Below are 24,807 nucleotides of genomic sequence, written 5' to 3' on the forward strand. Positions count from 1 at the left end.
TCATGAACAGGAAGAAACCTTCCAATCATTCCCCTTTAAAAAGGCGGTATTAAAAGAAAAAGTAAACGTTTGGCCAAAAGGCCAAACGTTATTAATTACATCCATTCATCTTTTAATATACTCATCATTATTCTAGAGTAACGGCAGCCGTCGCGGTATACGCTGTCTCTCATTTTACCTTCTTCAATAAATCCCGCTTTTTTATATGCCTTAATAGCAGAGATATTGTAGGAATTCACATCTAAACCGACACGATAAAGATTTAATTCGTTAAAAGCATAACCAAGAATAAGCTTAAGCGCTTCTGTACCGTACCCTTTCCCCCGATCTTTAGAATCGCCGATACCAATTGCAAGCTTAGCCGATTGATTATTCCACTCAATACCAAAGAGGGCGACAAATCCAACTAATCGGTCATCTTCCAAAGTGCGGATTCTAAATTCAATGGGACCATTTTGCCGGTTGCTTTGGCGATCCCTTTCTTCTAATTCCTCAAGCGTCGAAAAAGCAGCAAAGTCACTGTCCATTCGCCGCAAATAATCGCTGTCTTCCTGCCATTTAAACATAATTAACGCATCTTCATGACGTTTAGCTGCTAAACGAACCAAATCACCGGAAAATAAATTTTTACTATTTAATTGATCCACTCAATGTCCTCCCAGTTCGTCCGGAGGAAAGCTTCTTCAAATCATTCTCAATATAACTGCGATGATCTTTTAAATCATGATACCCTTAGCACATGCGCAGTATTTGGGATAGGCTGTCCCCGGACTGTTTAATTTTGTAAAAGTCCATTTACTGCCATGAATACAAACATAGGCGCATCTCCTTATCATAAGATTATGAATATTATATCGCCATATTGATAAAGCGTCAATGATTCTATTAACGTTTAAGACAGGATTCTTTGGACAGTTGCAACGAGATAAAGTGCTTCCCAATAATTTAAAATTCTTATCTTAATGTCAAACATCTTTACCAAGGTTAGATTGAACAAGTACTTTATCGAAATCTTCCTTGTTAGCTTTTTTCCTTGATAATACCGTGCCTAAATAACCCCCGATAAATGAAAGCGGAATTGATACTATACCCGGTGAAGCAAGCGGAAAAATTGGTTTGCCGATAAGTATCGCGTGGCCTTCAGGATCCCAGACATTAGGACTTAGAAAAACAAGTATTATCGTACCTGCTAATCCGACAACCATGCTGGTAATTGCCCCTGCCGTATTGAATTTGCGCCAATATATCGTATAAAGAATAACTGGCAAATTCGCGCTTGCCGCAAGGGTTAACGCTAATGAACCAAGGAATGCTACATTAAGGTTTTTTGCAAATAATGCGAGAATAATTGAAATAACAGCAACTGAGATAGCGGCAATCCGGGCAGCGCGTACTTGTTCTTTTTCCGTTGCCTTGCCGCCGCGTATTATTTCATTATAAAAATCATGGGCGAATGCTGAGGCCCCTGATAAGACAATACCTGCAACAACAGCTAAAATAGTCGCAAAAGCCACTGCACATATAAACGCAAACATAAAGTTTCCGCCTAAAGCTTGAGCTAACAGCGGCGCAGCCATATTTCCAGCAGGGTTAGCTTGAGTAATTGATTTCGTTCCAACTAATAGAGTCGCTCCAAACCCTAAGAAAACAGCCATCACATAGAAAATGCTAATAACCCATGTTGCCACTGTGACAGATTTTCGTGCCGTTTTCGCATCTTGAACAGTAAAAAAACGCATCAGTACGTGCGGCAGGCCTGCAGTCCCGAGTAAAAGACCAATATTCAGCGAAATAGCATCCAATCCGTTAGTATTTTTAATACCCGGATTTAAAAATTTCTCTCCAAGTGGTGTTGCGTGTTTAATCTGATCAAACATCGCCATAATGTTAAAGTTAAACTTTGAAAGAACAAGAATAAATAAAATAAAAGTGCCAACCATAAGTAAACTGGCTTTAATAATTTGCACCCAGCTTGTTGCTGTCATACCGCCAAACAGGACATAGACAGTCATTAATACCCCAACAATAATAAGAGATGTCGAAAAACCTATACCAAGTAATAGTTTAATTAACACGCCTGCACCTACCAGTTGGGCAATCATATAAAAGATAGAGATGACGATTGTGTTGACAGCGGCCGCCCCTCTTACTTTTTTCGTGTTAAACCGGGCCGTAATCATATCAGCCAAAGTATATTTCCCAAGATTCCTAAGCGGTTCCGCTACTAAATACATAACGACTAGATAAGAAACAAGCGCCCCCAGCAATAAATACAAACCATCAAACCCCGTTAACGCTATCCCGCCGACAATGCCTAAAAAAGATGAGGCAGACATAAAATCGCCGCCGATAGCCAAGCCATTCTGCCATCCAGTTAACCCGCCGCCGGCAGTGTAAAACTGATTGGCATTCTTCGTTCTTTTTGCCGCATAATATGTAATAAATAAGGTCGCAATAACGATAATACAAAACAAGGCAAGAGCTGTATAATTCATAATGTCACCTCTTTGTTCTGATTAGCATTCTTTTCCGCTATTTGTTCTGATATTTGTTCTGATATTTTATCAAAGCTATTCGTCTTACAAATATATACACCGGACAATACCCATGTCATAATGAAATGTGTAAACGCAATAGCCCAAGTCCATGTGATTGAACCGATAAAAGGTTTGTTCAGAATTGTTGAGTAAGATGTAAAAATCGGCAGCAAAATAAAATACCCTGCAAAAAAGATAGTGACTGGAACGATAAATTTACGTTTTGCTTTCAGGAGCCGCTGAAACTCCGGCGTTTGGACAATCTCGCTATACTTTTCATTTTCACCCATTTTTCTTTCTCCCCCTTATCATTGTTTGGCTATTCTGGATAACAAGCAACCCCCCTGTCATAAGTAATATAGAACCTGTCATAAACTAGTTCTTTCAGCCTCTATGAAAGGGCTTACCTTAACATTATACACCCTATTCCACTTATTTTGAATTGTTATAATTGTTTTAACAACTATTTTTTTAATAGGGGTCTGACCCTGTGAACTGTGGATAACTTTATTTAGTCACAAAAGAAAAACCAGCATTAGCTGGTTTTTCTTCTAAATCTATTAAAAATGATATATCCGATCACTAATATGATAATCACAACCAGAATAACCGGCCAAACGATTGATTGAATACTTGCTGGTTTTTCTACGTTCCATTCCGTTTTCATAGATTCCGGCTGTAAGTTATCACTTGATTGGTCCCGCGTTAAAGCAAAAGCTGTCACTTGCCATTTGCCGTCCCATGGTAAAGTGACAGAGCCTTTGTAGTTACCTTTTTGGCCGTTAGACATTTTACGTTTGATAACTTCATTGCCTTTTTTAAAGAAGGTATAGACAACCACTTTATTATCATCTTTAATGCTTTGCGCCGGATTTTTTTCATTAATACTTGAAACATGGACTGTAAAAGGGACTTTCTTTCCGGCAATGAGTTCCTTGTCATTTGTCAGACTGGTAATCATTAATCCAGCCTGATTGTTGGTACCTTGTGCAGAAGCACTAGACACAATCAACATTGATAACATACTTATCCCCAATAAAACACGCAAAATCATTTGCTTTGCCACCCGGACTCTCCCTCCAAAATAAACATCTCATGTTTATCTGATTCTGACATCATGCCGACTTGCGGGCCTTCACTAAATCAATCATTAAAGTCACTGTGATCAGAACAAAAGCGATTAGCGCAAGAAATGGTATTGTAATAAATCCAAACCAATTAATATACTCCCCGCTGCATGGAATGCCAGATTGACATATTCCCCTGAACAGACCAAGTTTTTGTTCACTGTAATGAATAATGGAAACGATGCCGCCGATCATTGTCAGCGGCAAAGTATAAATACTAATGGAACGGTCATTTCGAAAGCAGGCAATCCCAAGAATAATCGCAAGCGGGTACATAAAAATTCTCTGTATCCAGCACAATTTGCATGGCTCAAATCCTGCAATTTCGCTAAAATAAAGGCTGCCCAAGGTCGATATAATAGCCACAATCCAAGCAAAATAAAGCCGTAAATTTAATGAATCACTTGCAGATGACGATTTACTCATTGGCAGCTTCCCTTATTGTCTCTTTTATATCCTGATAATTAAACGGATCAACTTGCTGCCCGTCAATAAATAACGCAGGGGTGCCTTTAACACCGATATTTTGGGCAATATTATAATCCTTAACAACATCATCTTGGTAAGATCTGTTATTTAAGGCATCCGTGAATTTGTTCATATTTAAGGAAGGGACTGTTTCTTTTGCTATATTTGTCAATAAACCTTTTGTGACCCAGTTTTTGTTTTCAGGCCCTTGGCTCTCATATAATTTTTTATGAAAGGCCCAGAACCCTTTTGGATTTTGATGGTAGACTGCCTCACTCGCATCAGCAGCAAGCTGTGAGTTTTCGCCAAAGATCGTGTCATTGATAAAATAAAACTTAACCTTCCCTTTATCAATAAATTCCTTTTTAAGCTTAGGGAAAATTGTTTCTTCAAATTTTTTACAATAAATACATTTGTAATCTCCAAACTCCGCGATGGTTACAGGGGCGTTCGCTTGTCCCATCATAGGTTGACCGCTGTAATCAATTGTTGCCCTTGTTTCCGTTTGTTTTCCGGCATTTTGAGTCTGATTTTCAGCAACCTTATTTTTATTTAAATTTTGAAAAGCAGTAGCGACAATCCCGACAACAAGCAAGACAACAATAACAGTACTAATGACAATGATTTTTCTTTGTTTTCTTTTTTGCTTTTCATTTTCCCGTTCACGCTTACGTTGTTCTTTTAACTTTTTCTCTTGATTTTTTGTCATTTCGCCACCTCATAGTTTATTATTTAAGACAGTTTATCATAAAAGAATTCATTTTGAGTATGGGAATCTCTGAACACTTTTCGAATAATATCCCTGTATCATTTATTTAAATTATCCTCTATTAGTGACTCTTTTGATTCTTCATGTTGACAAAGGACATCTATTGGAACAAATTCAATTTTGTCATTCTTTTCTTGTAAAAATTCTTCTAAGGCTTGAAGCATCATTTCTGGCGCTAATTGGTCTGCACCTATGTTTTGTCCGGAATCATGGAGAACGATAACAGCTCCTTCATGTAAACTTTTATGAAGACGTTGTTTTAACTTATCTTTACCAAGTTTATATCTCCAATCCCCGAGTATAGCCGACCACATAATGATTTTATAAGGCCGGCTCGCCCAATTTACAAATAAATTAAGGTGACCCCAAGGCGGCCGATAATATACGGGACGTTTTCCAGTGATCATTTCAATGGTTTCCGCCGCTAAGCGGCATTGTTCTTTAACTTCCCGAGGTGTTAATAACCAGTTGCTAATATGTCTATAATGATGAGTACCTATTGTATGGCCTTCACGATGCATTCTCGAAATAATTTCAGGATAAGCTTTTGCGTTCTCACCTACTACAAAAAATGTCGCTTTAATACCGTGACTCTTAAGCAGGTCTAATAGCCTGGGTGTATAAGACGGATTCGGTCCGTCATCAAATGTCAGGGCCGCTTTATTTTTAATATGTGCAGATTTAAAAATACCAATAGAAAATGCGCGTATAACTAATGTAGGGATAATACTGTATATAGCAAATATGCATACTAATATAAGTAAAATAAGTAAAATAGACATATCTTATTCTTCCTCTTTCGGGATTTAAGTTTACTTTTAAGTGTATTTATATTAACTTGATACTATAGCACGTGTTCAAAAAGAAGAAAAAGGACTATTTTCCCTGACTTTTTGAACATCCTCATAAATACTCTACATAAAATAAAATAATAGTCAAATGGGGAATTATATGGAAAACTTCGAACCGTATCTTGTAACCTATGGTTATTTTGCTATCTTTTTCCTCCTGTTCTTCGGGATTACAGGTATTCCTTCACCGGAAGAGTCCTTTATGTTATTTATCGGCGTTGCTGTCTCGCAAAGCACGCTTAATTTATACGGCAGCTTAGTTTGTGCCTTTTCAGGTGTTTTTTCAGGTATGATAACTTCTTACTTTATCGGAAAATACGTTGGAAAACCTTTTATAAATAAATTCGGCAAGTATTTCGGTTTAACTCCGGAGAGATGGGAAAAAGCTGAAACAAAATATAAAAAACACTCCGCTTGGACAATTGCCATTGGTTACTTCATCCCGGGTATCAGACAAATAAATCCATACTTAGCCGGAATCAGCCGCTCCCGTCTTGTTACATATATCATCAGTTCAGCCATAGGGGGCGCTGTATGGGTAACTACCTTTATTCTCTTAGGTTATTTCCTGGGAAACAAAATCCAACAATATCTGCATTTTAAGCCTATACATTTAGCAATTATTGTCGGCATATTCCTCCTCATTTTTATCGTTATTACCATTATCCACATTATTCGTATTAAAAACAAAGAAAGAGAATAAAAGCGAACCGTATCGGTTCGCTTTTTTATATATTGTCTATTGGTGAAGTCTTTTTCATATACTTCATAACCTTGCTGACAACATTCCGGACACGTAAAAATGGATATCCGCTTTTATTAAAATATGCACCTTTAAGTGTGTTGGCTGAAATTAATTGAAACATCGTATTAGTTGAAGGTATTTCAAACTTATCAAGATATGTTGAAACAGCCTTTTTCCACTTTCTCATTTCGAGTTCATTCTGCAAGACACCCGAAATGATAGCTTCCAGATCATTTTGCCGGTTAATCTCATATACTAAATACTGACTTTTTAAATATTGTAAATTAATATATTCTTGTCCAGGTAAAGCCGAATGAACAAATATCGGTAACCCTTTCCTCAAAACTTCACTGATAGTTACGCCGCCGGGTTTAGTAACAATTGCATCAACTTCATCGTACAGCCGGTTCATTTCCTCTTTTGATGAAATATAAGGCAGCGGCTTCACATAATCTAAATTTAATTTCTTTATGTCATTAAACAGCTTTTTATTGTTGCCGCATAAAATGATATATTGATACTTCGGTTTTCGCTCATTATTTTTTACTAATTCGATCATATTCCCCAGTCCGCTGCTGCCCCCGGCTATGAGTATCTTCTTTTGATAAGAATGAGAATGCATCGTTTTACCCGGTTTTAAAAAGCTTTCATGCACAGGGATCCCGGTGACGATAATGCGGCGTTCCTTAATATGATAGTTTTCAATCATTTGCTGTTTCATTTCCTGGTTTGGGACAAGATGATAATCAATACCTTTTCTTCCCCATATATCATTCATAAAGAAATCCGTATATATATTGATAACTGGTATCTTAACAACACCGGTTAATTTTAAACGGCTCATTAACAATGAAGGAAAGCCGTGTGTACATATCACGAGATCAGGCTGTTCACTGGTTAACAGCTTATAAAGTTTATTTATAAAAAATCGTTCTATCCCGCTGAAAGAAACGTGTTTATGATTTTTCGTATAGGCAAAATGTCTATAGGCCCAATCATAAGAACGGGGCGTATGGTGTATCCATTTTAGATATAGTGATGATACTGCCTTTTCAATCGTTTTACTGCTATAACTTAATAAATCAACTTTTTTGCATTCAATTTTATTAGTTCTTTTCTCTATAAGGTTAATAATCGCATCAGCTACATGATGATGCCCTGATGGCATTTTAAACAAAGGCAATAACAATATTTTCATTTTAATAGCTCCTTTTATCCTCAAACCAGCCAAAAAGACCTTCAATGGCAGTGAGTGATAACCAACAAATTGCCTTATAAATTCATAAAAAATGTAATTAAAAGTATTTACTTATCTTTATATTTAATAAGAAAGGACAATTATAATATTCGTTTTAAAAAAGTGTTTGTGTGTATTACCCTATTTTAACATGAATTATTCTTATTTTGCATAATATATTAAGGACAAGTTTCACCAGTAATGGACATAAAAAAAGCACCCGTTGATTTTCAACGCATGCTAAAAAATAAATTAATATCATTTATCCTTGGGTAGTGCCGTTTATACTGTCAGTATTTCCGACTTCACTTTGATCGTTAATATCGGGATCGTATAATTGGTTATTAAATAATCCAGAAGCCGGTGAATTGTCGCCAATTGTGTTATTCCCACCTTGACTTTTAGAACTGGCGGTATGACTGTTATGATAGCCCGGTCCTATAATTATCGATGCATTATGTGACATGTTATTGATTTTAATATTTTTTATGTTAAATATAAACGACATGGGAATCACCACATAGAAAAAGAATTTTAAGACACATCGGATTAAATTTGACCGGTTTGTGGCAATGATGGGTTCGCAACTTGACCTTGATCGCTAAGATCCGGATCATAACTGCCATTTAAACTAAAGGAACTGGATGGTGAAAAGTCACCGAGAGAAACATTTGCACCTATTGCCTTTGTATTTGCAGTATGGCTGTTATGAACGGTTGGACCGATATCAACATTACCATTCATTGTAACGCCATTTGTTTTTATATTAAAGATATTAATTGCGTATGGCACAGCCCTCATCTCCTCAGAAATGATCATTGTTTAAGAAGTAACCGTCCACAGCAGGCAACAACTTGAAAAAGCTTTTGGGCAGCTACACCGTATCTTTATCAAGCTGACACATAAAAATGGGCCATTTTCCTTTATTATATGTTATTAATCCCGGGATGATATAAATCATTTTAAAAACGTAAAAAAAGAGGGCAACCAATCATTGATTGCCCTCATATGTTATGCCATTGGTTCAAATGTTTTACAATCCGTTTCTTCTTGTTCTTTAGCCTTTTTTCCTGTGTGGCTTACAACATAAATGGATTTAGCGCTGCATTTATTTCCGCTTTCCCAATACTTGCAATTATTTACTTCACACAACACATCTTTAGCCATGGAATCATCCACTCCTCATTAGATAATGTGGTGCAGTTATAGGATTAGCAGCAAGCTTGAGGTCCATTCATTTGACAAGTAAAATGTAATCATTTAGAATCAAATACCAAAAAGTTTTGTATAAAAAGATGGTGGTAAACTTGAACGATCATGTTATACGAAAAAAAGCTATTGAAAAAAGAAGAACTGCTCTTATTAATGAACTGATCCAGAATGGTATATATAAAAAGGGCGAGCAACACTTATATGATTTAACCTTAACTGATTTAGAAAAGGAATGGCGCTCGCTCCAAGAAACAAAAAAGAAAGACGCAAAATAAAGTTTTCGCGTCTTTCTTTATTTCGCAAAATTATTTTCCGCTGCTATATGTAAAAATGCCTTGGCTTTATGATAAAAATATCCAATTTAAAATAAAGTATACAATAGTCGCAACTAAAACAATCCCTAAAAGAATCAAACCCAACGTTGAATTTTTCATCTTTTTGCTCCTTTTTCATTTTTAAATATTTTTTATATTCAATATACGGGTTATAATGAATATAAACCAAACGATTGGGGGAAGACAAATGGAATTGTTTAGCCCTGGTAAAATTGCTCTCATTTTATTGGTTGCCTTTATTATTTTCGGTCCAAAAAAATTGCCTGAATTGGGAAAAGCTGCTGGTAAAACACTAAATGAATTTAAAAGGTCATTCAATGGCAAGGCAGATCAAGACGAGTCAATAAACCCTCCTAAAGAATAATTTCCTTTTTTAAAACCTCTATAATTAGAGGTTTTTTCCTTTTCATTTTTAACTCTTAAAGGGAAAAACTCGGCAATTGTTAATTTGTTTAACGCCGGTGGTTGTCAAGTCTGTATTTTCAAGCTTCTTTAAGTATAAGTTTATATGAGTGAATCGTCATTCGTTTCTTGTTTTTTAAATTAATTAAAAATTTATCTTAATTGGATATTGCAAAAAGGCAAAGATGAAGGACTAATTGCTTTCATGGGGTTGATCTATATCCAATAAATAAATTAAGAACTTTTAGATTGAAGCAAATTACGTTGATATAAATTAATTAAGACGTCTAGCTCTTTACTTTGCTTAACCGTTTCTTTGTTTTTTAGACCTCTGATGGATGCGATTTTCATCATTTCTTTTCTCTTTCGATTTATCATTTGCATAAGTTCAATTCTGGTCGGATTCTTACTTTCCTTCATTTTCTTCTTTACCCCTATCTATATGAAATGTCGGTTCATATAAACCTTTGTCTATTATGCAAAGGATCGATAGAAATTGCAATTGTTTTGACAAAACTTATTATCATTAGACATTTTCAAACAAAATAATTAACCGGTTACACATTCTATAACGACGTGTTTTATGGTGGATAATGTCAAAAGAGGAAAAGAGACCAGGCAAAATGCCTAGTCTTTTTGATTTTGATATTGAGCTTCGTCTTTAATTTCCTCACGCATACCGGCAATGCTTTGCTCCCGGCGCTCATTTTTGTCAAGAATAGCTTGACGATCTTTTTCTGAAAGATCATCATTATGCAATGTTTCATGAGCTTCCTCAAGGTTTTCAATCGTATTTTGGACATTTTCCTGCAGTTTCTCAACGTTATCGCTGCGGTCATCCGGTTTAGGTCTAGGCATAAACAGTCCCTCCTTTAATTCATCGAATCACTATTATTGTGTTTCAAGAAGAGAAGTTTATTCCTGCAATTCGAAAAATCCGTTAAGCGGATTGTAATTGTATCGGCGTCATATGCTCAAAACTTTCACGGCATATTTCCTGCAAGGTTTTCCAAACTTCAACCAGATCATTATCATTTTCATTTTTCATAGTTAATTCAAGCCACGCTAACTCCTCGGACAGACGGATTGAAGAACCAATCCAAATTTTTTTCCCTTTAATCTCAATAGTAAAAGGTTCTTCAAAACGAAACGGCAAGTAAAAACCTTGATTGTTTGGGTGAAGAATTAAATTCTGATAAATTGTCTTTTTTAAAAGCTTTGCATAAAACAATGGAACACCATCATTTTTAGCCGCGGTTTTCTTTAACTTTTCAATTAATTCATGACTCCCTAATTCATAAGAGGCAATTTCTTCGTTCCAATTTAGCGACTCACGAAAAGGTGTCAGATGGCCGAGCTGCTGCATCTTAATTTCCAAACCCCGATAAAGGACATCGTCTTTGGAAATTTCTTCTACCGGAAGCGGTTTTAACTTTGCTAGTATTGACATGAATATTCCCCCAAAAAAAGCATTTCTTTTTAGAATATTCGCCGCCAAAAGCAAAGTATTGACTGTAACGAACCTTCATAAAGATAAATACCCTATTAAGTTCTTGTTTCATAAAAGCCCCTGATACAATCTGTTATGTAATTAATGGAATCATTTGTTAACCCGTAATACATAGGAAGACGGACCAACCTTTCACTTTCGTTTGTCGTAAATTGATCATTGCCATGAAATGTTCCTACCCTTTGACCGGCTTTAGAGGAATGGAGCGGAACATAATGAAAAACAGCCATAATACCTTTACTTTTCAAATAACTAATGAACTTCGAACGTTCTTCAATATCTCGAACTTTAATATAAAACATATGGGCGTTATGCTGACAGTTCTCGGGTATATGAGGGCATTTTATTTTCTCGGCACGCTCCAAATCAGCTAATTCATTATAATAAGTGTGCCAGCTTGATAAGCGGTCTGTATTGATCTCCTCCGCCTTTTCAAATTGTGCATATAAATAAGCAGCATTGAGTTCACTAGGCAAAAAGGATGAGCCAATATCAACCCATGAGTATTTATCAACCTGACCTTGCAAAAATTGTTTCCGGTTGGTGCCCTTTTCCCTGATAACTTCAGCACGGTCCACATAGCGTTGATCATTAATTAACAGCGCACCGCCTTCCCCGCTTGTGAAATTTTTTGTTTCATGAAAGCTGTAACAGCCAAAATGTCCGATTGTCCCAAGCGGACGTCCTTTGTACATACTCATGACGCCCTGTGCTGCATCTTCAACAACAAATAATCCATATTTATCAGCTAATTTCATGATAGCGTCCATCTCACAAGCAACACCCGCGTAATGAACAACAACGATCGCTTTCGTTCTATGATTGATTGCTTGTTCAATGAGCCTTTCATCAATGTTCATTGTATCCGGACGAATATCGACAAACACAATGTTTGCTCCATGCAGTGCAAAGGCGTTGGCTGTTGATGAGAAGGTATAAGACGGCATGATCACTTCATCACCATGGCCTATTTCCATCAGCACCGCAGCCATTTCTAATGCATGAGTGCATGACGGCGTAAGTAACGCTTTCGGACACCGGAATGTCTTCTCAATCCATTGATGACAAAGCTGTGTGAAGTGTCCATCTCCCGAAATTTTGCGATTCCTGATAGCTTGAATAAGATAAGCTTCTTCGTTGCCTGTTAAAGCTGGCTGATTAAAAGGAATCATACTTTACACCACCTAAGCAGACTGACTTATAACTATGACGCCAATGATCACCAACAATAATCCAACAACCTTATATACAGTTATCGCTTCATGGAAAAAAAGTATTGATAAAACAACAACCAATACGAAAGAAAGGCTTGTAAACGGATAAGCATAACTTAAAGAAAACTTTGTCATAGCCGCCATCCAAAATAGGGAGGCAATAAAAGCAGCGGCCAATCCAGAAAAAATAAAAGGATCAAATACAGTTTTAAACAAAAACAAGACCTTTTCCAAAGATCCGGACGGAAGCTGACCGATTGCATTTATCCGCCATTTCAATACCATCTGTCCATAAACCGTAAAGAAAATCGTACCGAAAATATATAAGTAACCCAACGTCATACTCCTCTAATTGAAGTTTAAAGAAACGGCGGCTTGCCTTTTTCAAACTTCCTATTATAAATGTTTATGATTGATCCTATGGTAAATATCCACAGGATTTCTAAAAGAAAAACCCAGATGATGATAAACGTTGACTATAGCCGTATTTGCCGCCGATACAGAGCTGACCAATTCCTTGTAACCAAAAGAATATAAATACTGACATGCAGCGCTCCAAAAATATTTGGCCAAACCTTTTCCTCTGAAATCCTTATGTAAAGCATGGAGTAATATCCGTTCATCATGACATGCAAAAAAGCCCGCTGTTGTTTGTCTATAACGAAGCGCAAATACATTGCCGTTCTTGTAAATATCGCGGAGCCAATTGGCATAACGCCCGTCAGCCTTTTTTGAATCAATATGGAAATCCCGATGAAACCGATCAAAGTGGAACGTATCAAAACACATGTCAATGATCTCTTCTAAATCAATTTCCTCATTAATTGAGATAGCGGGTTCGGAATAAAATTGAAAACGGTTATAACTGCCATACGGCTCAATAAGCGTATCGCAATAATAAAAACCATACTGATGAAGCAAAGCCTTTGATTCTAAAGGAGAAATCTTAACTGTAAAATGGCCATTTACCTGATCTAACGAAGACAAAATGTCTTCTGACACGCGGCGGATTTCGTATGTATCAATACCAAATGCCCGCTGATCCCACGGTGTCCTGATAATGTCCTCCATTACACGTCAGTCTCCTTATTTTTTATCACTTGAACAGGCTCTTCAAAACCGACAGCCTGATGGATAATATAAAGCGGACGCCCCTTAACCTCATCAAAAACCTTACCAATATAGAGACCCAGAACGCCTAAATTAGCAAGAATTAACCCGCCAATAAAATAAATTGAAACCATGAAGCTCGTCCATCCCGCTACAGGCTGCATGAGAAAAAAGTATTTATAAATAAGAAAACAGCCAAATAGAAGGGATCCAAACGAAATGGCAAAGCCCAGTTTGATCGCTAAACGCAATGGCTTGTTTGACTGGGAAACAATGCTGTCCATCGCAAATCGCATCAATTTCGACAAATTATAACTTGATTTCCCAGTTTCCCGTTTCGCATGATTAATATCTACTGATGTCCAGTTGAAACCGAGCCATTTTAAAAAAAGCGGATAAGAGCGGCTTCTTTCCCGTAAACGAACCACTTCATTAACCACTTGTCTCGAGCATATACTGAAATTTGCTATTGAATGATCAAACTTAGTATCTGCGAAATAGCCGTAAACTTTATAAAAGAGCTTGGACTGCCATTTTTTTATCAAAGTATCATGACGCTCAGCGCGACGCCCAAACACAATATCATAACCCTCAAGCGCCTTAGTATGAAGGTGTATAATCTCCTCCGGCTGATCTTGCAAATCGCAGTCCATGACGACCACCCAATCACCTTTACTCGCATCAAGTCCTGCCGTAATGGCGATATGCTGGCCAAAATTCCTGGAAAGTTTAATCCCTTTTACCCGCATATCATGAGCTGCTAACGATTGTATGACTTCCCACGACTGATCCGGGCTATGATCGCAAACCATAATAATTTCAAAACGGTTAGAGATTTGATTCAACACCCTTTTTAACCGTTGATACAACTCGCGAAGACATTTTTCGCAGCCATAAACCGGCGTCACAACCGATATATAAGGCTTATATGCTTGTATGTTCACAAATGTCACCACCATCCGACATTTTCATACATTTAGGTTATCCAACAGATTAAATTCCATTCATTTCCTGTATAAAAAGCTCGTTTTATGAGCGACTTTTCCCGGTGCTCATTTAAAAATGGGACCCGGGAAAAGTAAAAAACCATGCCAAAAATGGCATGGTCTTAATTAAAGTGCTGAACTTATTTTGTTAATGAGTGATTGAAAAAAGTCTCCCAGCTTTGCAAAAAACCCTTTTGCTTGATCTGAATTTGCAGCCTGAGTGATTTTATTTTTAGCATTTTGCAGCTGATCAGTTACTGTATTCCAGTTAATATTCAGGTTTTCAATTTTATTGAATAAGGATACCAATTCATTAGTATCATGGCTGTCTAAACTTATGCCGACCTTATTTGCCGAATCATTAATAATATTTCTCATTTCTTGATCGTTTGACGGTTTGTCTTGGGCGATCTTTTCTTTGATAGTCGTCATGAGATCAGCAGCTTTTTCTTTTCCGACACCGTTTTGCTGAGCTAATTGAGCTGTTTTTACCATTTCTTCATTAGCCACTTGTTTTTGCTTTTCAGGTATGACTTTACCTGTTGACGTTTCATAGGCTTTAATTAAGCCTGTTAACGCTGCCGTCCCGGATACGTTAAATGGCGCTGTGATATAAATACTCGCATCTTTAACGCCCGCTGTCGATAAAGCGTTAATATACATATCATCCGAAACGTAAGTTATATTATGGGTGCGAACCGATAAACCTGTACCTTTGTCTTTCAGTGTAATTTTGGCACAGCTGATCGCCCGGCTGCCGATCTGTGCCTTTGGCATGTATTTATCAAGATATTTATGTTCTTCCGCATTTGTAACGGTAATAATTTCTGCTTGAGTCGGGTCAACATTCATTTCCCTATAAATGTCACGCTTTTGAGCTTCTGTTAAATTAGCTCCAATTGTAACAATAACATCACCCGGAGCTGAATCGGCCTTAGCGGATATCGTTCCGGATAATCCTATTCCAATCAATATCGCCGATAAAATCGGAACAATAATTTTATTTAACATCTTAATACCCTCTCTTAGGTTAATGCCTATCATCTTATATTATATATAATAGAATGATAGATCAGTTATACAATAATATAATTTTGCAGATAAGAGATGTCAAGATCATTCTTTATTATAAGATACGTATTACTTTAATTTTCATTGGGGGCATACCGAAAATTTATATCTGAACTGCACATTCATACAAACAAAACTCTTGTCTCCTAAACGTTTTTTACGTAATTAGAAGTATCCCTTTTAGAATACCATTTGGCGGAATATCCCATGAATTATATACAAATTATATTTAACCAGTTAAAAGTTCTTAAATAATGGGTAAGTAAATTATATATACCCTTTTGAGGAGTGAAATAATGAGGAAATTTTATTCAATGATGTCTATTGCTTTAGGCATAACGCTTTTAACAGGATGCGGAAACCAGAATGCAAGCAATGCCGGGAGCACTACACCGGATCATTTAAAATCAAAATCCGAAAAGAAATTATTGGATAAAGAAACAGATAATCAAAAGGACAATAATAAATCATCCACTCAACCAACAAATAGCCAATCAGAAAAATCAAGCAGTAATCATTCGTCGGATCAAAAAAGTCCTTCAGACAAGGACAATAAAAATCAGGAAAGTACAAAATCACCTTCACCTCATAGCGTTATGCAAAAAGCCATGCAAAGCATGAGTACATCCGTTCCTAAGATGGCGCCAACCCAAGTCCCATTAGAAGACGGCAAGTATTTATCTGCCGCAACTAAATCTGATAATGATAGCTATAATGTCATATTTATGCAAACTTCTAAACCAAAGCCAATTAATGATGCTTCTTTAAATGATATTAGTTCAAAGAATCATATTGTTTCATTTGGAGCTAATAAATATAAAAATCCTTCTGAAGCCGGCAAAAAGGCCAAATCTTCTGCTGGCAATGGATATTCCTCATTACAAGACGCTTCAAAATATAAATCAAATAAAGGCAACACTGATCTAGGCTACGGTATAAAGGGGGAATCTGGAGTAGCTGCGAGCCATACGTCTATAACATGGACAGAAGGCCGTTGGTTTATCTTAATCGAAGGGACAGATGCCCCAAATGCTTATCCAAGTTGCACTCCGGAAAGTCTTGCCAAAAATATGGTTGCGTATTTGCATACCCATGCATTACCATCACCTCATGATAAAGGATTTATTCGAGTAAAATGCGAGAAAAAAACACCGAAGACTTATATATCCTGGCAAGATCAATCGATTGTTTACCATATGCAATCATACAAAAATCCATTAGATGTCTTGAAAATAGCTACTTCAATGAAATCTTTTTAATAGTTAACAAAAATATTAAAGGAGCAGGGGGCTTTCCCTCCCCATTAATTTCGCCATATAAATAGTTGAGCGGAGAAGCCCGCCGGTAACATACGGAAACAATTACCATTGAACAAATGACATAATCGAGGTAATATAATCACACAAGCTGCATTGTTCGTATTCATAATAAAGTTTTAACCTTTAAGCTGTAAAAGGGAGTTTAAATTGAAATCGGAATGACAAGCCTCTGTCTATATGACATGGAGGACATGCAGGAACATTTCTGCGGACACCCACTTTGAGGAGTGGTGGTTTAAAACTTTCTTATACAACTACGGCAATGGCGGCTGTACATAACAAGCCTAATCATTAGGTTTATTCGGAAACTGTATTTTATTGTCTATATATAAACAAAACTTATCTATCTTTAACATCTGCCACTTTAAAACGCTCACAAACAAGAAGCATATCTTCCTTAAATTCACGTCCAATTGCGCTTAATTCATTTCTGAAAAACTTTTCATGAGCTTCCCACCAATATTGATAAGTCCTATCTCCTTCACCTTCAGCAATAGCAAACTCTTCAGTGACTTCATTCATTGGGGTTAGTGCAACCTCCACCGTTTTAATAATTGCCACAGGTTTATCTTCACTGTTTAAAATAATGCTATAATCCTCTGTTGTTGGCAGTGGTTCATTCTCCAGTTTATAAAAAATATATCCTGAGCATGTTGCAGTTTTTATGCCATCTATAACCAACTGTGCGAGATGATTAGGATTATCTCCGAATTGCCATGCACTAACAGACCGAGGCTTATCTTGATCCCTCCAAAAATCATTCCAATACGCTTGAGCTGCCTGATTCATAATATAGCCTCCTAACACATCTTTCATTTTTAATGACATAATATTATAAATAGATCGAAGGTAATCTAAAATATTATTCAATTAAAGCTCTTAGTAAATTATAAAAGCAACTATTTTTGTTCTAAAATGCGCTTTATGATAATTTGCTGTAAAACCGACTAATTATATTTCCTAAGGAAAGAAATTTTCTAATACTTTTCATTTTTAAGTGTTTTTTTTATTTATAACGAGGGTATGAATTCCAACTATCCATTCAGGAAGGAATACTTGCCTTATGAAGTTTATACTGTTTTTTTTGCTTTTTTGGGGTTAAGCATAACTGCTCATATTTTTGTTCATCAATTACTTTTTAGATGTTCAAAAAAGGGATGGATTATCAGAACGTAAAAAGCGTTTAAATTTCGGTCGTAGAGTGATTTCCTGTGGATTGTTTTTATTATAGCTTTCTTACTTTTAATACATGCTGCCTAATTCTTATAAAGATCATTGTATCAAATATTAAATAGAAGCTAATCTTCCGCAATCATGACTTTGTTATATTCAGCTAATTTTATTTGAAGGAGTGTTAAAAATGAAGAAGTTTTATTCAGTGATGTTTATCGCACTAGGTATAACACTTTTAACAGGATGCGGACACGAGAAGACGGCTAATTCGGAACATGGAGATAACAATAGCAATCATTCCGCAGTAAATCATTCTAAAACAACAACTGAAAAAAATTCAGCCGACAAAGATGCGGGTAACCAAAAAAATGATAATAAGCCATCCACTCAACCAACAAATAATCAATCGGAAAAGGCTAACAGCAATACCTCTTCTGACCAGCATAACTCTTCCGGCGAGGGCAACAATAATCAGGATAATACAAAATCAACATCTCCTAATAATGTCATTCGAAAAACCATGCAAAGCCTTAATACATCCGTTCCTAAGATGGCGCCGACTCAAGTTCCCATTGATGAAAACACGAATCTATCAGCGGCAATAAAATCTGATACAAACAGTTATAATGTTATATTTATGCAAACTTCTAAACCAACCCCAATTAATGATTCTTCCCTAAATGATGTTAGTTCAAAAAATAAAATTGTTGAATTCGGCGGGAAAAAATATAAAAGTTTCAACGATGCCAAAAAGGAAATCGGTGATTATATTAACACAGGTAATAATGGGAGACTTAATCTAGGTCATGGCATTAAAGCAGGCATGGAAGGATCAGCAGGCCACGCAAATATTATGTGGAATGAGGGAAATTGGTATATTAATATAGACACACTTACCGAAAATTCAATAGCAAAAAATCAGAAAGGGTTAGCCAAAAATATTGTAAATTATTTAGAAAACCATAGCCTGCCTGCACCTCATTCAGAAGGAACTATTACAATTTTTTATAATGGGAATAATAATACCCTAGTTAAAATGAAATGGCAGGATAACAATAAAGTTTATCATTTGGAAACAAAAAAAGATCCAATGACCTTCATTAAAATGGCAACATCTTTTCAACAAATTAATTGACAATAAAAAAAGGGGCCGTCCTATAAGCCCCTTTACTCTTCTTCTTTATGCGGATTTTTAAGTTTCTCTGGAATCTCTGTTTCTGCAAATGTTTTATCCGTCAAATTCATATTGGCCATGCTTTCTGTTGGCGTAAAATTACTATTTCGTGCTGCTCCTTTTGGCTGTTTCCGCTTTGTCATCTTTTTACCTCCCTTTCCCTATGCTATTATTTGCAAGTTAACGCAAAAAATTCATTTAAAGACAGCCAAGCAATTATCACCCGGCTGTCTTTTGAGCAACATATTATACATTGGCTATTGTACGTGTTTGTAATTATAAAACCTGCCGAAGGATTAATCTATTCTATTTTATTTATAGAAGCTATTTTAACAACTTGTGAATTCCCTTATAGTACCTTCAAGCTTTAAAATGGTTTTAGAATTTGCTATGGAGGAAACTAAATGAATTCAAATAAACGTGTTATTTTAAGCTGGAGCGGCGGAAAGGATAGTTGTCTATCTTTGCACCGTCTTTTAGAAAATGGGTACGAAGTTGTTGGTCTTGTAACAATGGTTTCAGAAGCTGATGACCGCAATCGATCACACGGCATCCGTTTAAATGTTATAAAACAGCAAGCAAAAGCGATTGATCTCCCTCTTGTCATGGTTGATGCGCAAAATCTTAACTATGAAATTCGATTAGAAGAAGCATTATCTGCCCTACGCAAAAAACATCAGGCAGACGCCGTTGCCTTTGGCAGTTTGTACATTGAGCCGGAACGAAAATGGAATGAACAGGTCGCCTTATCTTCAGAACTTGATCCCTTATTTCCAGTTTGGATAGACAAAAGGCATTCATTAGACTTACTGAATGAATGGATATCTCTTGGGTATCAAGCGGTCGTTTGCCGTGCTTCTGATATATATTTTGATCAAAGCTTTGCAGGGCGATCTCTTGATCAAACCTTTTTTAATGACATTTGTGGATTTTCCGATATTTGTCCTATGGGGGAAAATGGCGAATATCACACATTCGTGCTTGATGGACCGATTTTTAAACAAAAAGTTGATATCATACAGTCTAATATTGTTTTAAATAACGGGCTCTGGTCATTAGATATCGAGAAAACAAGATTAATTGACAAACAGCAGCAAAAAATTTAAATAAAAAAATCGGGATAATCACCCGATTTTTTTAATAAATTTATTTAGTTAATTGGCGGCAGAGCGCAAGAATCGTGGAAAACACAATGTAGCAACAATTAACCCGGCTGCACCGAATGCAATTAAAATACCAAGACCTTCAAGGACATTGCTAATATGGGCGCCATGGGCAATCACATCTTGTAAACTTTTTTGTGCCCAAAACTGCGGTGTAAAATGACCGATCGTTTGCACAAAAGATGGCATAAGATACGAAGGCATCCATAAGCCGCCGACCATAGCGCCGCCAAGTGCGATAATCTGGGAAATAACCATGGCTGTATTTTCACTGCTGACAATCAGTGACAGTGCCAAACCGATTCCGGAACTGCAAATGCTGATACAGATAATGATCAGGCCTAATGCAGCAAGGTCGCCAAGGTGAAGATCGTAAACCCAGTGTCCAAAAGCAAAGAGAAGAACACATTGGGCAATAACAATAATGACAAATGGCAGCCACATTCCAATCAAATATTGAAACGGTTTAACAGTTGTACTTTGAACCCTTGCCAAAAGTCCTGATTTCTTTTCATCAAAAAAGCGTTTTGCCATTGAGATCATGATATAGAAGACAAACATAACGGTCATTCCCGGAACAACTTGTGAAATATAATTAATGCCTTGGGCTGTTGTATCGACATCTTTAATTTGGATTGGCTGAGCCAATGTTTTAGATATATCCGCTTTAGAAACACCTTTTGCCGCCAGCGTTTGCGACAATTTTTGTTCCCGGTAACCATTTGCAATGTTTTTAAGCACGGCTTTAACAGGTGCAACTGATGATGCAGAAGAAGGATCTTGGTAAAGCTTCAAGTCCGCTTGTTTTCCTTCCTTCAATGACTTTTGGAATCCTTTATTTATAACAAGAACCGACGCTAACTGTCCTTTTTTAATTTTATCAATTTCATCCTTTGTATTTTTTGAAGAAGTTTGCTTCAAATCTATTCCTTTAATATGGTTCATTTGTCCAAGAAAAGCCTTTGATGCCAAGGAATGATCTTGATCGATAACATGAATGTCAATCGTTGAATTATCGGTATTGCCAAAGATAGAACCGAACATGACAATCATAAGCAGCGGCATAATCAAAAGAAAAAAGTAGCTTCTCTTTTCCTTTAACATCAACTTTAACTCTTTTAAAATGATTGATTTCATAACAATCCCCTTTTTTAAGTTATCCCCAATTAAGGGGTCTGACCCCGTGAACTGTGGATAACTAATTATTACTAATTTTTAGTCTCTTAGTGCTGTACCGGTGACTGACAAAAATACACTTTCCAGCGATGGTCTGACAATCTCAAGCTGCTTGACATCCCAATGTTGTTCAGCCGCCAGTTTAATAAGATTTTGCATAACTGCCTGAACTTGGTTCGTTTCGACGACCCATCCGGAACCTTCTTTACGCATTTTTACTACATGAGGTAAGTCCGGTATCTCGATGACCCCGCCTGCTTCAACATAAATTGCCTTTTGGCCGTAACGTTCGAGCAATCCGCCGAGCGGTCCTTGGGCCATTACATTGCCGTTATCAATGATGGCGATCTCGTCGCACAGCGCTTCGACTTCTTCCATGTAATGTGTAGAATAAATGATAGTTATTCCTGCCCGATTTAATGCACGAATCATTTCGAATATACGATTACGCGATTGCGGGTCAATCCCGACTGTCGGTTCATCTAATATAAGCAGCTTCGGGCGATGCAATAAAGCACAAGCAATATTGATCCGGCGTTTCATCCCGCCGGAGAATGTCTTAATCGCATCTTTCGCTCGTTCCGTTAGACCCGTGTCAGCCAACACCTCATCAATCCTGCGTTTCAATTCATTCCCGCGAACCCCGTACATTTCTCCAAAAAAAACAAGATTGTCATAGGCGCTTAATTGATCATACAAAGTGATTTCCTGCGGGACATAGCCGATATTCTTTGAAACAACGTTTTTGTTTTTCGAAACATCCTTGCCCAATAGCTTAGCGCTGCCGCCATCTGACTTAATAATGCCCGTTAAAATCTTCATTGTCGTTGATTTGCCTGCGCCGTTTGGCCCGAGCAAACCAAAGCAGCTCCCCGCTTTAACTGAGAAAGTAACGTCCTCTATTGCCTGTTTCTTACCATATGTCTTTTTTAAATGACTCACATCCAAAATGGTATCCGCTAAGCGGCTTTGAGCGTCTAAAGACTCTGTATTCAACACTGTCTCCATTAAAATCCCTCCAGAAATTAACAGTTTTTTGTACTTTAAAAGAAAAACTAACAACGCAATTGAAGATTAGGAGCAGCTGCCAAGCAAGGCGGATTTAAATGAATTCCTGCGTGAGGCCATTCATAAAAACTTAACAAAGCTCATCCTGAAACTGAAAAGATATTAATTCAGGCAGCTGCTTAACGCACTAATCTCCAATCTATAAATCCAATCTATTTTTTAACAAGTAACCAGAAAAACGAACCATTAAATATGCCAAAACCCATCCTGCAATCATGAAATAGATAAATACAACAGGAAATGGTGAAGAGCCAGGACTAATCTCACCGCTAAATACTGTATATAAATTGTGCTTTTGATTAAAAAGTCCTAACCCGCCGTACATGCCGTATCCTAATATAAACATGAAAATATAAATCAGCGGGGAAATATATTTTGCGGTCGAATATTTAATGACTCCGACAAGAACCCCTATAGAAACCATTAAAGGCATTAACCCAATTAAAAATAAATACCACCAAAATCCCGACATGATAAATTGGGTTACTTCATGAAGGGGATAACCACCTTGCCAAACGCTTATACATGCGCCATATAAGATGGCATAAACAATTGCCAAAGCATATATGACAATAAGAATAAAAAGGGTCTTAAACAAAGCAGCAATATATTTTGCTCCGATTAACATAATCCTTGAATAAGGAAGCGTGAGCCACCAGCCTTCTGTGCTGTTTTCCCATTCATTTTTAATTGAAGAAATCCCGAATCCAAACAGCATCCACGGCAACCCGAGTGTAAAAAACCATATATTTCTAAGTTGGAAATTCCAATGATGATAAGTGGCATAGACTGCAAACCCAAGAAATGCAATATAAAGCAGCGCAGCATACACAAGCCAAACTTTCTGAGGCATTTTATTCTTACGCCCTAATTTTCTATTGGCAAAAACTGCTTTATATTCGTATTTAAAAAGCGTCCAAAAAACATTAGATGATGACAAAGCTAAAATCCTCCCTTTTGCAGACCATAGAATTGTCGAAAGATGTCATGCATTGATCCATATTGCGCACGGAGTTCTTCGACATCTTCGGATAAAATAGCCTTCCCTTGATTTAGGAAGATTGCATAATCAAACATGCCTTCTACTTCATAGATTTCGTGTGTACTAATGAGAATGGTCTGATCCCGATCACTAAGGTAATCGATCATCCCTTCGATAATTCGTTCCCGTGATATCACATCAATGCCGGAGAATGGTTCATCTAAAATAACAAGCGGTACATTCCTTGCCATACATAGGATTAACATAAGCCTTGCTTCTTGGCCGCGTGACATACCGTTTGCCCGCAAGTCTAAGTCCATTTCCATAAAATTCGCCAAATCCTTTGCATTATCCATATCAAAACCGGGCAGCAGCTGTTCTGCCCATTGAAAGGCATCAGCCACCGTTTGATTGGGATACCAGCGTGCTCTGTCTGGCAAATAGGCAATGTCCCGGTTTGTTTTCCAGCCAGGCGTCTTCCCTAACACTTCTATTTCCCCGCTGTCGGGTTTGACCAATCCGGTAATCATGCGAAATAAAGTCGATTTACCTGACCCGTTCGGCCCAAGAATCCCAACAATTTTATTTTCAGGTATTGAGATGCTTAATTCTTCTAAGGCGTATTTATCGCCATATCTTTTTGCAATTTGATTGCAGTTGACAGCAGCTGTGGTCATTTTAAATCGCCGCCTTTCCGCCCGGTTCCTTTTTCGTACATATATCCCTCGATATCTTCCCATGTATATCCGAGACTTTCCACTTTATTTAAAAAGTCGTCTATATATTCTTTAACTAGTTCGCTGCGAAATGTTTTTACCCTTTCTTCTGATGTCGTAATATAAGTGCCTTGACCGCGGCGCTTTTCTGTTAAACCATCTCGTTCTAACTCTTTATATGCCCGCATCACCGTATTTGGATTAATCTTCAGCGCGTGCGCCATTTCACGTACTGATGGAATTTTCTCACCCAAACCAATCTCTCCTTTTGCTAAAGAACTGCGGATTTGCTCTAATATTTGTTCATAAAGCGGTTGGCTAAAGTCTAATTGAAATGTCAAAGTCCCAACCTGTCGTACTTCCATTGCTTTCCCTCCATCCAAGGGGCGCGTTATATATTATGATTTTGTGTGATTTAAGTGTATTATATCACTTAACACACTTAATACAAGTGGTTTTTTT

At 37.0% G+C, this 24,807-nt stretch carries 32 protein-coding genes and 1 other RNA gene; 7 read left to right on the forward strand and 26 right to left on the reverse strand.

Annotated elements, in window-relative coordinates:
• Positions 1 to 95: 95 nt before the first annotated feature.
• The 7 genes from ACFQRG_RS18575 to ACFQRG_RS18605 form a co-directional block, all read right to left on the reverse strand.
• Entirely contained in the window at positions 96 to 647 is a 552-nt protein-coding gene (locus ACFQRG_RS18575; protein WP_380968891.1) for a GNAT family N-acetyltransferase, read from the reverse strand.
• 318 nt (positions 648 to 965) lie between these two features.
• Positions 966 to 2,495, reverse strand: coding sequence for a solute symporter family protein (locus ACFQRG_RS18580; RefSeq protein ID WP_380968893.1), 1,530 nt, complete (start codon positions 2,493 to 2,495; stop codon positions 966 to 968).
• Entirely contained in the window at positions 2,492 to 2,827 is a 336-nt protein-coding gene (locus tag ACFQRG_RS18585) for a DUF485 domain-containing protein (RefSeq protein WP_380968895.1), read from the reverse strand. Before ACFQRG_RS18585 ends, ACFQRG_RS18580 begins: the two co-directional genes overlap by 4 nt.
• A 245-nt stretch (positions 2,828 to 3,072) precedes the next feature.
• Positions 3,073 to 3,603 carry a hypothetical protein gene (locus tag ACFQRG_RS18590; RefSeq protein WP_380968897.1) on the reverse strand — a complete coding sequence of 177 codons (531 nt, stop codon included), beginning with the start codon at positions 3,601 to 3,603 and terminating at the stop codon, positions 3,073 to 3,075.
• Between the two features lie 49 nt (positions 3,604 to 3,652).
• A complete protein-coding gene (locus tag ACFQRG_RS18595) occupies positions 3,653 to 4,090 on the reverse strand; it encodes a disulfide oxidoreductase (RefSeq protein WP_380968899.1) in 438 nt (145 codons plus the stop codon).
• Positions 4,083 to 4,841: a DsbA family protein gene (locus tag ACFQRG_RS18600; RefSeq protein ID WP_380968901.1), complete on the reverse strand. Its 759-nt coding sequence runs from the start codon at positions 4,839 to 4,841 to the stop codon at positions 4,083 to 4,085. The genes ACFQRG_RS18595 and ACFQRG_RS18600 overlap by 8 nt, the downstream gene beginning before the upstream one ends.
• 98 nt (positions 4,842 to 4,939) lie before the next feature.
• A complete protein-coding gene (locus ACFQRG_RS18605) occupies positions 4,940 to 5,683 on the reverse strand; it encodes a polysaccharide deacetylase family protein (protein ID WP_380968903.1) in 744 nt (247 codons plus the stop codon).
• Positions 5,684 to 5,852: 169 nt separating this feature from the next.
• Here ACFQRG_RS18605 and ACFQRG_RS18610 point away from each other — a divergent pair, with 169 nt between their 5' ends.
• Positions 5,853 to 6,455, forward strand: coding sequence for a DedA family protein (locus ACFQRG_RS18610; RefSeq protein WP_380968905.1), 603 nt, complete (start codon positions 5,853 to 5,855; stop codon positions 6,453 to 6,455).
• Positions 6,456 to 6,480: 25 nt separating this feature from the next.
• On the opposite strand, the gene ACFQRG_RS18615 is transcribed toward ACFQRG_RS18610, so the two are convergent.
• The 4 genes from ACFQRG_RS18615 to ACFQRG_RS18630 all read right to left on the reverse strand — a co-directional run bounded on the left by ACFQRG_RS18615 (position 6,481) and on the right by ACFQRG_RS18630 (position 8,901).
• Positions 6,481 to 7,695 (reverse strand): MGDG synthase family glycosyltransferase, encoded by a 1,215-nt coding sequence (locus ACFQRG_RS18615; protein ID WP_380968908.1) that lies wholly within the window; start codon positions 7,693 to 7,695, stop codon positions 6,481 to 6,483.
• A 301-nt stretch (positions 7,696 to 7,996) separates the two neighbouring features.
• Positions 7,997 to 8,242, reverse strand: coding sequence for a spore germination protein (locus ACFQRG_RS18620; RefSeq protein WP_380968910.1), 246 nt, complete (start codon positions 8,240 to 8,242; stop codon positions 7,997 to 7,999).
• 41 nt (positions 8,243 to 8,283) lie between these two features.
• Positions 8,284 to 8,526 (reverse strand): spore germination protein, encoded by a 243-nt coding sequence (locus tag ACFQRG_RS18625; RefSeq protein WP_380968912.1) that lies wholly within the window; start codon positions 8,524 to 8,526, stop codon positions 8,284 to 8,286.
• 219 nt (positions 8,527 to 8,745) lie between these two features.
• The gene (locus tag ACFQRG_RS18630) at positions 8,746 to 8,901 is read right to left on the reverse strand and encodes a DUF1540 domain-containing protein (RefSeq protein WP_380968915.1); all 156 of its coding nucleotides are present in this window, start codon (positions 8,899 to 8,901) and stop codon (positions 8,746 to 8,748) included.
• 140 nt (positions 8,902 to 9,041) lie between these two features.
• On the opposite strand from ACFQRG_RS18630, the gene ACFQRG_RS18635 reads away from it, so the two are divergent.
• Together ACFQRG_RS18635 and tatA are read left to right on the forward strand one after the other, a co-directional pair.
• On the forward strand, positions 9,042 to 9,221 hold the full coding sequence (locus tag ACFQRG_RS18635; RefSeq protein ID WP_380968917.1) for a Fur-regulated basic protein FbpA: 180 nt from the start codon (positions 9,042 to 9,044) through the stop codon (positions 9,219 to 9,221).
• Between the two features lie 247 nt (positions 9,222 to 9,468).
• Positions 9,469 to 9,645 (forward strand): twin-arginine translocase TatA/TatE family subunit, encoded by a 177-nt coding sequence (gene tatA, locus ACFQRG_RS18640; protein WP_380968919.1) that lies wholly within the window; start codon positions 9,469 to 9,471, stop codon positions 9,643 to 9,645.
• 272 nt (positions 9,646 to 9,917) lie between these two features.
• Here tatA and ACFQRG_RS18645 read toward each other — a convergent pair whose 3' ends face one another.
• The 8 genes from ACFQRG_RS18645 to ACFQRG_RS18680 form a co-directional block, all read right to left on the reverse strand.
• Positions 9,918 to 10,103, reverse strand: a complete 186-nt coding sequence (locus ACFQRG_RS18645) for an aspartyl-phosphate phosphatase Spo0E family protein (RefSeq protein ID WP_380968921.1) — start codon at positions 10,101 to 10,103, stop codon at positions 9,918 to 9,920.
• A 207-nt stretch (positions 10,104 to 10,310) separates the two neighbouring features.
• Complete coding sequence (tlp, locus tag ACFQRG_RS18650) at positions 10,311 to 10,541, reverse strand: small acid-soluble spore protein Tlp (protein WP_380968923.1); 231 nt, start codon at positions 10,539 to 10,541, stop codon at positions 10,311 to 10,313.
• Positions 10,542 to 10,623: 82 nt separating this feature from the next.
• Entirely contained in the window at positions 10,624 to 11,133 is a 510-nt protein-coding gene (locus ACFQRG_RS18655) for a hypothetical protein (protein WP_380968925.1), read from the reverse strand.
• A gap of 95 nt (positions 11,134 to 11,228) precedes the next feature.
• Positions 11,229 to 12,365 carry a dTDP-4-amino-4,6-dideoxygalactose transaminase gene (rffA, locus tag ACFQRG_RS18660; protein WP_380968927.1) on the reverse strand — a complete coding sequence of 379 codons (1,137 nt, stop codon included), beginning with the start codon at positions 12,363 to 12,365 and terminating at the stop codon, positions 11,229 to 11,231.
• A 12-nt stretch (positions 12,366 to 12,377) separates the two neighbouring features.
• On the reverse strand, positions 12,378 to 12,743 hold the full coding sequence (locus ACFQRG_RS18665; RefSeq protein WP_380968929.1) for an EamA family transporter: 366 nt from the start codon (positions 12,741 to 12,743) through the stop codon (positions 12,378 to 12,380).
• A gap of 60 nt (positions 12,744 to 12,803) precedes the next feature.
• The gene (locus ACFQRG_RS18670; protein WP_380968931.1) at positions 12,804 to 13,478 is read right to left on the reverse strand and encodes a GNAT family N-acetyltransferase; all 675 of its coding nucleotides are present in this window, start codon (positions 13,476 to 13,478) and stop codon (positions 12,804 to 12,806) included.
• The gene (locus ACFQRG_RS18675) at positions 13,478 to 14,461 is read right to left on the reverse strand and encodes a glycosyltransferase family 2 protein (RefSeq protein ID WP_380968933.1); all 984 of its coding nucleotides are present in this window, start codon (positions 14,459 to 14,461) and stop codon (positions 13,478 to 13,480) included. Before ACFQRG_RS18675 ends, ACFQRG_RS18670 begins: the two co-directional genes overlap by 1 nt.
• A 168-nt stretch (positions 14,462 to 14,629) precedes the next feature.
• A complete protein-coding gene (locus tag ACFQRG_RS18680; protein WP_380968935.1) occupies positions 14,630 to 15,514 on the reverse strand; it encodes a DUF1002 domain-containing protein in 885 nt (294 codons plus the stop codon).
• Positions 15,515 to 15,870: 356 nt separating this feature from the next.
• Here ACFQRG_RS18680 and ACFQRG_RS18685 point away from each other — a divergent pair, with 356 nt between their 5' ends.
• Both ACFQRG_RS18685 and ssrS read left to right on the forward strand, forming a co-directional pair.
• Positions 15,871 to 16,833: a hypothetical protein gene (locus ACFQRG_RS18685; RefSeq protein WP_380968937.1), complete on the forward strand. Its 963-nt coding sequence runs from the start codon at positions 15,871 to 15,873 to the stop codon at positions 16,831 to 16,833.
• Between the two features lie 142 nt (positions 16,834 to 16,975).
• Positions 16,976 to 17,169: non-coding RNA, 6S RNA (ssrS, locus tag ACFQRG_RS18690), on the forward strand.
• A 63-nt stretch (positions 17,170 to 17,232) separates the two neighbouring features.
• Here the strand turns inward: ssrS and ACFQRG_RS18695 are convergent.
• Complete coding sequence (locus ACFQRG_RS18695; protein ID WP_380968939.1) at positions 17,233 to 17,682, reverse strand: ASCH domain-containing protein; 450 nt, start codon at positions 17,680 to 17,682, stop codon at positions 17,233 to 17,235.
• 571 nt (positions 17,683 to 18,253) lie between these two features.
• Here ACFQRG_RS18695 and ACFQRG_RS18700 point away from each other — a divergent pair.
• A complete protein-coding gene (locus ACFQRG_RS18700; protein WP_380968941.1) occupies positions 18,254 to 19,201 on the forward strand; it encodes a hypothetical protein in 948 nt (315 codons plus the stop codon).
• A 32-nt stretch (positions 19,202 to 19,233) separates the two neighbouring features.
• On the opposite strand, the gene ACFQRG_RS18705 is transcribed toward ACFQRG_RS18700, so the two are convergent.
• The gene (locus ACFQRG_RS18705; RefSeq protein ID WP_380968943.1) at positions 19,234 to 19,383 is read right to left on the reverse strand and encodes a hypothetical protein; all 150 of its coding nucleotides are present in this window, start codon (positions 19,381 to 19,383) and stop codon (positions 19,234 to 19,236) included.
• 261 nt (positions 19,384 to 19,644) lie between these two features.
• Between ACFQRG_RS18705 and ACFQRG_RS18710 the strand changes: the two genes are divergently transcribed.
• The gene (locus tag ACFQRG_RS18710) at positions 19,645 to 20,346 is read left to right on the forward strand and encodes a Dph6-related ATP pyrophosphatase (protein ID WP_380968945.1); all 702 of its coding nucleotides are present in this window, start codon (positions 19,645 to 19,647) and stop codon (positions 20,344 to 20,346) included.
• Positions 20,347 to 20,394: 48 nt separating this feature from the next.
• On the opposite strand, the gene ACFQRG_RS18715 is transcribed toward ACFQRG_RS18710, so the two are convergent.
• The 5 genes from ACFQRG_RS18715 to ACFQRG_RS18735 all read right to left on the reverse strand — a co-directional run bounded on the left by ACFQRG_RS18715 (position 20,395) and on the right by ACFQRG_RS18735 (position 24,710).
• Complete coding sequence (locus tag ACFQRG_RS18715; protein WP_380968948.1) at positions 20,395 to 21,540, reverse strand: ABC transporter permease; 1,146 nt, start codon at positions 21,538 to 21,540, stop codon at positions 20,395 to 20,397.
• Between the two features lie 78 nt (positions 21,541 to 21,618).
• On the reverse strand, positions 21,619 to 22,530 hold the full coding sequence (locus tag ACFQRG_RS18720) for an ABC transporter ATP-binding protein (protein ID WP_380969089.1): 912 nt from the start codon (positions 22,528 to 22,530) through the stop codon (positions 21,619 to 21,621).
• Between the two features lie 256 nt (positions 22,531 to 22,786).
• Positions 22,787 to 23,587, reverse strand: a complete 801-nt coding sequence (locus ACFQRG_RS18725; RefSeq protein WP_380968950.1) for an ABC transporter permease subunit — start codon at positions 23,585 to 23,587, stop codon at positions 22,787 to 22,789.
• A gap of 2 nt (positions 23,588 to 23,589) precedes the next feature.
• Positions 23,590 to 24,306: an ABC transporter ATP-binding protein gene (locus tag ACFQRG_RS18730; RefSeq protein WP_380968952.1), complete on the reverse strand. Its 717-nt coding sequence runs from the start codon at positions 24,304 to 24,306 to the stop codon at positions 23,590 to 23,592.
• On the reverse strand, positions 24,303 to 24,710 hold the full coding sequence (locus ACFQRG_RS18735; protein WP_380968953.1) for a GntR family transcriptional regulator: 408 nt from the start codon (positions 24,708 to 24,710) through the stop codon (positions 24,303 to 24,305). Before ACFQRG_RS18735 ends, ACFQRG_RS18730 begins: the two co-directional genes overlap by 4 nt.
• Between the last annotated feature and the right edge of the window lie 97 nt (positions 24,711 to 24,807).

Source organism: Scopulibacillus cellulosilyticus (assembly GCF_042665295.1).
In the GTDB taxonomy this organism is placed as follows: Bacteria; Bacillota; Bacilli; order Bacillales; family Sporolactobacillaceae; genus Scopulibacillus_A; species Scopulibacillus_A cellulosilyticus.

Bases quoted from the DNA above. Each gene is read 5' to 3' on its own strand.
- ACFQRG_RS18655 (WP_380968925.1), bottom strand. From the start codon at position 11,133: ATGTCAATACTAGCAAAGTTAAAACCGCTTCCGGTAGAAGAAATTTCC.
- ACFQRG_RS18695 (WP_380968939.1), bottom strand. From the start codon at position 17,682: ATGAATCAGGCAGCTCAAGCGTATTGGAATGATTTTTGGAGGGATCAA.
- ACFQRG_RS18600 (WP_380968901.1), bottom strand. From the start codon at position 4,841: ATGACAAAAAATCAAGAGAAAAAGTTAAAAGAACAACGTAAGCGTGAA.
- ACFQRG_RS18670 (WP_380968931.1), bottom strand. From the start codon at position 13,478: ATGGAGGACATTATCAGGACACCGTGGGATCAGCGGGCATTTGGTATT.
- tlp (WP_380968923.1), bottom strand. From the start codon at position 10,541: ATGCCTAGACCTAAACCGGATGACCGCAGCGATAACGTTGAGAAACTG.
- ACFQRG_RS18705 (WP_380968943.1), bottom strand. From the start codon at position 19,383: ATGACAAAGCGGAAACAGCCAAAAGGAGCAGCACGAAATAGTAATTTT.
- tatA (WP_380968919.1), top strand. From the start codon at position 9,469: ATGGAATTGTTTAGCCCTGGTAAAATTGCTCTCATTTTATTGGTTGCC.
- ACFQRG_RS18605 (WP_380968903.1), bottom strand. From the start codon at position 5,683: ATGTCTATTTTACTTATTTTACTTATATTAGTATGCATATTTGCTATA.
- ACFQRG_RS18730 (WP_380968952.1), bottom strand. From the start codon at position 24,306: ATGACCACAGCTGCTGTCAACTGCAATCAAATTGCAAAAAGATATGGC.
- ACFQRG_RS18630 (WP_380968915.1), bottom strand. From the start codon at position 8,901: ATGGCTAAAGATGTGTTGTGTGAAGTAAATAATTGCAAGTATTGGGAA.
- ACFQRG_RS18715 (WP_380968948.1), bottom strand. From the start codon at position 21,540: ATGAAATCAATCATTTTAAAAGAGTTAAAGTTGATGTTAAAGGAAAAG.
- ACFQRG_RS18615 (WP_380968908.1), bottom strand. From the start codon at position 7,695: ATGAAAATATTGTTATTGCCTTTGTTTAAAATGCCATCAGGGCATCAT.
- ACFQRG_RS18645 (WP_380968921.1), bottom strand. From the start codon at position 10,103: ATGAAGGAAAGTAAGAATCCGACCAGAATTGAACTTATGCAAATGATA.
- ACFQRG_RS18610 (WP_380968905.1), top strand. From the start codon at position 5,853: ATGGAAAACTTCGAACCGTATCTTGTAACCTATGGTTATTTTGCTATC.
- ACFQRG_RS18595 (WP_380968899.1), bottom strand. From the start codon at position 4,090: ATGAGTAAATCGTCATCTGCAAGTGATTCATTAAATTTACGGCTTTAT.
- ACFQRG_RS18735 (WP_380968953.1), bottom strand. From the start codon at position 24,710: ATGGAAGTACGACAGGTTGGGACTTTGACATTTCAATTAGACTTTAGC.
- ACFQRG_RS18580 (WP_380968893.1), bottom strand. From the start codon at position 2,495: ATGAATTATACAGCTCTTGCCTTGTTTTGTATTATCGTTATTGCGACC.
- rffA (WP_380968927.1), bottom strand. From the start codon at position 12,365: ATGATTCCTTTTAATCAGCCAGCTTTAACAGGCAACGAAGAAGCTTAT.
- ACFQRG_RS18700 (WP_380968941.1), top strand. From the start codon at position 18,254: ATGAAGAAGTTTTATTCAGTGATGTTTATCGCACTAGGTATAACACTT.
- ACFQRG_RS18685 (WP_380968937.1), top strand. From the start codon at position 15,871: ATGAGGAAATTTTATTCAATGATGTCTATTGCTTTAGGCATAACGCTT.
- ACFQRG_RS18585 (WP_380968895.1), bottom strand. From the start codon at position 2,827: ATGGGTGAAAATGAAAAGTATAGCGAGATTGTCCAAACGCCGGAGTTT.
- ACFQRG_RS18680 (WP_380968935.1), bottom strand. From the start codon at position 15,514: ATGTTAAATAAAATTATTGTTCCGATTTTATCGGCGATATTGATTGGA.
- ACFQRG_RS18620 (WP_380968910.1), bottom strand. From the start codon at position 8,242: ATGTCGTTTATATTTAACATAAAAAATATTAAAATCAATAACATGTCA.
- ACFQRG_RS18710 (WP_380968945.1), top strand. From the start codon at position 19,645: ATGAATTCAAATAAACGTGTTATTTTAAGCTGGAGCGGCGGAAAGGAT.